The sequence below is a fragment of the Streptococcus massiliensis DSM 18628 genome, assembly GCF_000380065.1.
GTDB lineage: Bacteria > Bacillota > Bacilli > Lactobacillales > Streptococcaceae > Streptococcus > Streptococcus massiliensis.
The window spans coordinates 1-6567 of the sequence record NZ_KB904425.1 but is presented as its reverse complement, the minus strand read 5'-3'; the positions used below and the strand labels follow the sequence as shown (position 1 = coordinate 6567).

The following is a 6567-nucleotide window of genomic DNA, read 5'->3' as shown; positions in this document are numbered from 1 at the left end:
TGAAAGAGAGGGACAAGATTATCAATGCTTTGGAACTTCCCTACTCAAATGCTAAGCTAGAGGCCACTAACAACCTTATCAAGGTTATCAAGCGCAACGCTTTCGGCTTTCGGAACTTTGACAACTTTAAAACTAGAATNCTCATCGCTTTAAATATCAAAAAGGAGAGAACCAATTCGGTTCTCTCCAGATCTTAGCTGACATCAACCCACTACAGTTGACAAAGAGCCCTAAAAAACGATTGTTTAAACTAAGAAATCTTCTAGCCTAAACAATCGTTTCATTTCAAAAAAACTATTTAATCACTTCTTGGGTCTTGGCGTAGTTGGCTTCGACCGCTTCTTTTTCAGCCTTCCACCAATCTTCGTGGTCGGTGTACCACTTAATGGTTTCTTCTAGTCCGGCTTCAAAGTTGGTAAATTCTGGTCTCCAACCCAGCTCATCGCGGAGTTTGCTAGCGTCAATCGCATAGCGCAAATCGTGTCCCGCGCGGTCTGTCACGTGGTCGTAAGCATCAGCAGGTTGCCCCATTTTCTCCAAAATAAGCTCCAGAACTTCCTTATTGTTCTTTTCACCGTCTGCTCCAATCAGATAGGTTTCGCCGATTTGTCCCTTGGTCAAAATCGCCCAAACGCCTGATGAATGGTCATTGGTGTGAATCCAGTCGCGGACGTTCTTGCCTTCGCCGTAGAGTTTTGGCTTGATGCCTGAGAGGATATTGGTAATTTGGCGTGGAATGAATTTTTCGATGTGTTGGTAAGGACCATAGTTATTTGAGCAATTAGAAATGGTCGCTTTGACACCGAAGGAACGCACCCAGGCCTTGACAATCAAGTCAGAAGCTGCCTTGGTTGATGAATAAGGCGAGCTTGGATTGTACTTGGTTTCAGGGGTGAATTTCTCACCTGGTCCTTCACCATGTCCTGGCAAGTCTTCACGCAGAGGCAAATCTCCGTAGACTTCGTCTGTTGACACATGGTGGAAGCGAATGTCGTACTTGCGCGCCGCTTCTAGCAGGGTATAAGTCCCGATAAAGTTGGTGTAGATAAAAGGACTCGGGTCATTGAGCGAGTTATCATTGTGGCTTTCAGCCGCATAGTGAACAATGGCGTCAGCCTTGGCCGCCAAACGGTCAACCACTTCTGCGTCAGCAATGTCAGCCACGACCAACTCCACACGGTCGCCCAAGATTTCCTCAATATTGGCACGATTTCCCGCATAGGTCAGCTTGTCCAAAACGGTGATGTGCACATCTGGAAAATTATTGTAAACATAGTGAACGAAGTTTGAGCCGATAAAGCCAGCTCCACCCGTCACAATGATATTTTTGTATTCAGTCATTATTTGTCATTTCTCCTCTATGATTGGTCTGCTAGAGCATGTCCTCAGTCAAAGGCACTACATCTTTCAGATATGGATGATTTTTGTCTGCTTCAGAAACCTCTGCCTCAGCCAGATTTTCCCACTTGATGTCAAGGCTTGGGTCAGCATAATTGACAAAGGCATATTTAGGCTTCAATTCCAGCGCCCAGTAGTCATTGACCAGATAGCTGTAAGAAACCGTATCAGACAAGACCTGAAAGCCATTTGCTACACCACGCGGAACGAAAATCCCTTTGCTAGCATCAATAATGGTCTGATAGGTATTGCCAAAAGTCTCACCCGCGCGCAAATCCACCCAAGTGCCTAATACCTTGCCGCTGTCTGCGACAGAGATGTACTTGTCCCAAGGCTCAGCATGCAAGCCGCGCAAGACATTTTTGCGTGAAAAGCTGACATTATTTTGCAGCTTGCCTGCGGCAAAAAAGCTCTCTGGAAAGCCTAGGGGCAGCATTTTTTCTTTTTGAAAGTTTTCTTTAAACCAGCCGCGATTGTCACCATGAACTGGAATATCAAATTCCAGCAAGCCCGGAATCACTTTGATCTTGCGAGCGGCCAATTCTTTTCCAAAAAAGTTTTCTGTCATCTATTCTTCTCCAATCAAGCGCAAGAGGTAGCGACCGTACTCATTTTTCTTGAGCGGTTGAGCCAGCACGTGCACTTGTTCTTTCGTGATATAGCCCATACGATAAGCAATTTCTTCCAAGTTCGCTACTTGGAGATTTTGCATGCGTTGAACGGTTTCGATATATTGAGCCGCCTCGAGAAGGCTCTCATGAGTTCCTGTATCGAGCCAAGCAAAACCGCGTCCCATAAGCTCAACAGACAAGTCACCGCGCTCTAAGTAAGCCTTATTGACGTCGGTGATTTCCAGCTCACCACGCGCACTTGGTTTGATATTTTTGGCAATCTCAACCACGTCATTATCGTAGAAATAAAGACCAGTCACGGCGTAGTTTGAGCGAGGTTGCTCTGGCTTTTCCTCAATCGAAATGGCATTCATCTCTTTGTCAAATTCCACAACACCGAAGCGCTCGGGGTCTTTTACTTGATAGCCAAAAACAGTTGCTCCGCTTTCTTTTGCTGCTGCCTTTTGCAGCATGCCGCTCAATCCTGGGCCATAATAAATATTGTCCCCTAAAATCAAAGCAACATGGTCATCGCCGATAAATTCTTCACCGATGATAAAGGCTTGCGCGAGCCCGTCAGGACTTGGCTGCTCGGCATAAGAGAGCTTGATACCAAACTCAGAGCCGTCGCCCAAAAGATCCTCAAAACGTGGCAAATCGGTCGGAGTAGAAATAATCAAAATATCCTTAATCCCAGCCAGCATGAGGGTTGATAGTGGATAATAAATCATCGGTTTGTCGTAAACCGGCATCAGTTGTTTAGAAGCAGCTCGTGTCAATGGGTACAAGCGCGTACCAGAACCGCCAGCAAGAATAATACCTTTCATAACTTGAAAGCCTTTCAATTATTATAGTATCTACATTTTATCATTTTTTAAGCAGAATGTCATTAAGAAAAGGAGAAAGTGCTTAATCATAACATTTGGTGACTGTTTTTTTGATGCAGCCATGTTCCTCATCCCAGTAGTGAATGCGCTCAAAAGAGCCTTCTCGCCAATAAAGAGGCAAGCGTTCACGAATATCGTCCTGCATATCTAATTTCGCCAGTTCAGAAATCGCCCACCATTTGGGGTCGCCCTCGCAGGAATGGGCCAGCAAGTCTCCTGTAAAATCTTGGCAGAGAAAGTCATAGTAAACATAACGTTCTTTCTTGGTCGGATTGATGAAGCCTGAAATTCCTTTTAGTTGTAAATTTAGCGCTGTCAAGCCCGTCTCTTCTTTCAGCTCGCGCGCGGCGGCGGTAAAAACTGTTTCACCATCCTCTATTTTACCTCCAGGCTGAATCCAGCCCTTGAAGTTATCATGCTGTCGATTTAGCAGCAAAACTTTGTCATCTTTGAGACACACGATATTGACCCACTGTAAAATCTTTTCTGCCATACTCATTCCTCCACTTTCTGGATATAGCGGCTGGTAGGATAATTTTCTGGCTCCAAAAGGAGCTCCTCTCCCAGCACCATTTTGGCTAATTGCTGCCCAATCAAGGGTCCCGTCGTCAGACCTGATGAGCCCAAGCCGCTAGCTGCATAGAGATTTGGACTGGCTGGAACTTGTCCGAAAAAGGGTGAAAAATCACTGGTGTAAGCCCGCGTTCCCACACGCTCCGCTAACACATCCGCTTCTTTTAACGCTGGAAAATAGGTTTGCGCTTCCTTTTCCAACTCATCCAGCAAAGCCTTGTCCACCGTCAAATCAAAGCCTTGCTCATTTTCATGAGTGGCTCCGACGCTGACCTTTCCCTGCCCAAATGGAATGATGTCTAGCCCGCCCTCGGGCATGATGACCGGATAAGAATCGGTCGCAAGAGGCAACTGATAATCGCGCAGCTGCCCCTTTTGCGGACGAACATCCACCCGATAACCTAGCGGTTCTAAAGCTTGACCCAGCCAAGCCCCGCAAGCCAGAATGACCACATCAAAGACTTGACCGTCAAGTACATAACTCTCTCCACGCCGCTCAAGCTGGACTTTTTTAGAAATAAGCGACAACTTGCCCGCTGCAAGCAAAGTCTGGGTCAAAAGAGCACCGTCCACTCTGGCACCACCAGAAGCATAGAGCAGGCGCTCAAAGCCCTGTAAATTTGGAATGGTCTGCTCTACCTGAGAGCGGCCGAGAATACGCAAGTCGCCAATCAAAGGCGATTCTGCTCGTCTCTCCAATGCCAAATCATAGAGCTCAGCTAGCTTTTCTTCCTTTTTCTTGAGCAAATAAACGCCTGTCTGCTGATAAAAGTCTACAGGACAGCCTACTTGCACCAAATCTGCTATCAAGGTCTGGTAAAAATCTGCCCCCAGTCGCGCCATTTTGTACCAAGCCTTGTTGCGCCGCTTAGAAAACCAAGGGCTGATAATGCCCGCTGCCGCCTTGGTCGCTTGCCCAGTTCCCTTGTCAAAAACGCTTACTTTCACATCAGCCGACCGGCTCAAATAATAAGCCGCTGTTGAGCCCACAATACCAGCTCCCACAATCGCTACTTTTTTCATGATTTGCTCCCTTATATCGCTTGGAAAGGGTTGGTTGAGGCTTGACTAGGCAGAATATTAACCTGCCAGCCTTCCTCTTTTTTCCATGTTTCAAATTTTTCGGCTAATTTTTCTACAAACAAAACCTCAATATGGTGGCCAGGGTCAAGTGCCAAGAGCCCTTCAGTCAGCATTTCTTGAGCCGTATGATAGTAAATGTCGCCTGTGATATAGACCTGTGCTCCTTGAGCCAGAGCCTCTTTGTAAAAAGACTGCCCGCTGCCGCCACAAATAGCCACGCGCTCAATCTTTCTCTCCAAATCAACCTCATCATAAGCCACCAAGCGCAGACTGTCTGAGGCAAAAGCCCTCTTGACCCGCTCAGCAAACTGGGCGAACGTCTGCAGTTCAATCGTTCCCACACGACCAATTCCCTGATTGGGAGCGGTCTCGCTAAGATAGCTCGTCTCTTTTATTTCCAAAAGCTGGCAAAACCAGTCGTTAAGCCCGTCCTTGACTACATCAATATTTGTGTGACTAACATAAACGGCAATATCGTGTTTGATTAAGTCAAAATATAGCTGATTTTGCGCCCTGTCTGCCACCAAGTCCTTGAGCGGTCGAAAAATCGGCGCATGCTTGACAATAATCAAATCCACCTGCTTTTCAATAGCCTCTGCCACCGTCTGCTCGCGCACATCAAGGGCAATCATGACCCGCTTGATTTCCTTATTGAGGCTTCCGATTTGCAGCCCCGAAATATCGCCTTCCATGGACAATTCCTGCGGGCAAAAAGCCTCGTATCGCTTGATTAACTCACTTGCTAACATGGAGCACCTCCTTGATTTCCTGGATTTTTTGGGACATAGCAGAGCGCTCATCCCGATTTTTTTCTGGTATGCGAGCCAAAGCAAGTTCCAGTTTTTTTAGCTCCTGCTGCCACTTGTCCTGAAAAATAGCAGATTTTTCCTTGACTAGATAAGGCCCAAACCGTTTTTCTTGAGCCGTTAGAGCTGCTTGCCCTTCTTCTGCGACGATGATTTCATAGTATTTTCCTGCTTCGAGCAATATATCCTCAGCCACAATCTGAAAACCATGCTCTGCCAGCCAGCTGCGGACCTCATCCTGACAGTTATTAGGCTGCAAAATCAAGCGGGAAATGTGCGGAAGTTTAGCTCTGCCATTTTCCAAAATCTCTGCAATCAAGCGCCCGCCCATGCCTGCGATGACAATGGTGTCAATCTGGTCGGCTGGCTCGAAAGCTGCTAGACCGCTCGCCAAGCGCACCTCAATTTTATCGGTCAGCTGCTCGTCTTGCACGTTTTTTTGAGCAGACTGAAAAGGCCCCTCTACCACCTCGCCAGCCAGCGCAAAGGAAATGCACCCCTGCTGGGTCAGATAGATTGGCAGATAGGCATGGTCGCTCCCCACATCCAGCAGCCGCGCACCATCAGGCACAAAGCTCGCCACCTTCAACAAACGCTGAGAAATTGCTTTCATTCTATCATTCACTTTCTTCTAACATCTTTTATCCTAGTATATCATTTTTGCAGGCGTAAAAAAAGAGCCTGACATAAGGGCTCTATAATTTCTGTAGTGGGTAAAACCACTGTAGGAATTATGGAGCCTATTTTGTTGTAGAAAAAAAGTCCCATAAGACCTATAATGAAAAGCGATCAAACCATCATTAGAAAGAATCTTATGGAACAATTAAATTTTATCACAAACTTACTGGAAATCAAAGACCCTAACATNACNATTTTNGATNNTNTAGATGCTGGNACACATAAAGAAATCATCGCTAAGCTAGATTATCCTGCGCCTAAATGCCCTCACTGCCAAGGACAAATGGCTAAATATGACTTCCAGAAAGAATCGAAAATTCCCTATTTAGAGTGCGCGGGATACAAAACGCTGATTCGATTGAGAAAACGGCGTTTCCGCTGTAAAGACTGTAGAAAAATGGCTGTTGCTGAGACTTCTCTGGTCAAGAAAAACCACCAAATTGCAACCATCGTCAACCAGAAAATCGCTCAAAAACTAATCGAGAAAGTCCCTATGACAGCCATCGCTGAAAGCTTAGCTGTCTCTACTTC

The 6567-nt window shown here is 46.2% G+C and carries 9 protein-coding genes; 2 read left to right on the top strand and 7 right to left on the bottom strand.

Annotated features, from left to right (window positions below; all coding sequences use genetic code 11):
* Window positions 1–197 (top strand): transposase (locus tag A3I3_RS0108825; RefSeq protein ID WP_018372346.1); only part of this gene is annotated, 197 nt, incomplete at its 5' end.
* 97 nt (window positions 198–294) lie between these two features.
* Here A3I3_RS0108825 and rfbB read toward each other — a convergent pair.
* The 7 genes from rfbB to A3I3_RS0108790 all read right to left on the bottom strand — a co-directional run bounded on the left by rfbB (window position 295) and on the right by A3I3_RS0108790 (window position 5971).
* Window positions 295–1341, bottom strand: a complete 1047-nt coding sequence (gene rfbB / locus A3I3_RS0108820) for a dTDP-glucose 4,6-dehydratase (RefSeq protein ID WP_018372345.1) — start codon at window positions 1339–1341, stop codon at window positions 295–297.
* A 31-nt stretch (window positions 1342–1372) separates the two neighbouring features.
* Window positions 1373–1966, bottom strand: coding sequence for a dTDP-4-dehydrorhamnose 3,5-epimerase family protein (locus A3I3_RS0108815; RefSeq protein WP_018372344.1), 594 nt, complete (start codon window positions 1964–1966; stop codon window positions 1373–1375).
* Window positions 1967–2836, bottom strand: coding sequence for a glucose-1-phosphate thymidylyltransferase RfbA (gene rfbA, locus A3I3_RS0108810; protein WP_018372343.1), 870 nt, complete (start codon window positions 2834–2836; stop codon window positions 1967–1969). It lies immediately after the preceding gene.
* An 82-nt stretch (window positions 2837–2918) separates the two neighbouring features.
* Complete coding sequence (locus A3I3_RS0108805; protein WP_018372342.1) at window positions 2919–3389, bottom strand: 8-oxo-dGTP diphosphatase; 471 nt, start codon at window positions 3387–3389, stop codon at window positions 2919–2921.
* 2 nt (window positions 3390–3391) lie between these two features.
* A complete protein-coding gene (locus A3I3_RS0108800) occupies window positions 3392–4492 on the bottom strand; it encodes an NAD(P)/FAD-dependent oxidoreductase (protein ID WP_018372341.1) in 1101 nt (366 codons plus the stop codon).
* An 11-nt stretch (window positions 4493–4503) separates the two neighbouring features.
* Entirely contained in the window at window positions 4504–5301 is a 798-nt protein-coding gene (locus A3I3_RS0108795; protein WP_018372340.1) for a Nif3-like dinuclear metal center hexameric protein, read from the bottom strand.
* A complete protein-coding gene (locus A3I3_RS0108790; protein WP_018372339.1) occupies window positions 5288–5971 on the bottom strand; it encodes a tRNA (adenine(22)-N(1))-methyltransferase in 684 nt (227 codons plus the stop codon). Before A3I3_RS0108790 ends, A3I3_RS0108795 begins: the two co-directional genes overlap by 14 nt.
* A gap of 201 nt (window positions 5972–6172) precedes the next feature.
* Between A3I3_RS0108790 and A3I3_RS0108785 the strand changes: the two genes are divergently transcribed.
* The coding region (locus tag A3I3_RS0108785) for a transposase family protein (RefSeq protein ID WP_169333116.1) at window positions 6173–6567 on the top strand (395 nt) is incomplete at its 3' end.

Excerpts from the sequence above, each read along its gene's own strand:
- A3I3_RS0108805 (WP_018372342.1), bottom strand. The coding sequence starts at position 3,389 with ATGGCAGAAAAGATTTTACAGTGGGTCAATATCGTGTGTCTCAAAGAT.
- A3I3_RS0108795 (WP_018372340.1), bottom strand. The coding sequence starts at position 5,301 with ATGTTAGCAAGTGAGTTAATCAAGCGATACGAGGCTTTTTGCCCGCAG.
- A3I3_RS0108790 (WP_018372339.1), bottom strand. The coding sequence starts at position 5,971 with ATGAAAGCAATTTCTCAGCGTTTGTTGAAGGTGGCGAGCTTTGTGCCT.
- A3I3_RS0108815 (WP_018372344.1), bottom strand. The coding sequence starts at position 1,966 with ATGACAGAAAACTTTTTTGGAAAAGAATTGGCCGCTCGCAAGATCAAA.
- rfbA (WP_018372343.1), bottom strand. The coding sequence starts at position 2,836 with ATGAAAGGTATTATTCTTGCTGGCGGTTCTGGTACGCGCTTGTACCCA.
- A3I3_RS0108800 (WP_018372341.1), bottom strand. The coding sequence starts at position 4,492 with ATGAAAAAAGTAGCGATTGTGGGAGCTGGTATTGTGGGCTCAACAGCG.
- rfbB (WP_018372345.1), bottom strand. The coding sequence starts at position 1,341 with ATGACTGAATACAAAAATATCATTGTGACGGGTGGAGCTGGCTTTATC.